Origin of the sequence: Paraburkholderia sp. SIMBA_054 (assembly GCF_046534875.1) — a bacterium.
Lineage (GTDB): Bacteria > Pseudomonadota > Gammaproteobacteria > Burkholderiales > Burkholderiaceae > Paraburkholderia > Paraburkholderia hospita.
Genome location: NZ_JAWRXV010001230.1, coordinates 1 through 253, shown reverse-complemented (window position 1 = coordinate 253; position 253 = coordinate 1). Strand labels below are relative to the sequence as shown.

Below are 253 nucleotides of genomic sequence, written 5' to 3'. Positions count from 1 at the left end.
CTTGTAACGCGCAATTCGATTAAACCGTCATCCAATAAGATCGTAGAGCCTTCGTGTACATCTTCGATCAATTTGTCATATGTGATCGAGAACATTTCTTTAGTGCCCAATACCTCTGACATTGAAATCGTGATTTCCTGGTTGGTATCGAGTTCAATGGAATCATTCTCCATTTTATGCGTTCTGATTTCTGGCCCTTTTGTATCCAGGAGAATGCCGACCGTGATGCCTGTTTTTTCGGAAGCTTCGCGGA

The 253-nt window shown here is 42.7% G+C and carries 1 protein-coding gene; it reads right to left on the bottom strand.

The features are described from left to right. Positions 1 to 253 (bottom strand): pyruvate kinase (locus SB822_RS59035; RefSeq protein WP_410859367.1); only part of this gene is annotated, 253 nt, incomplete at both ends.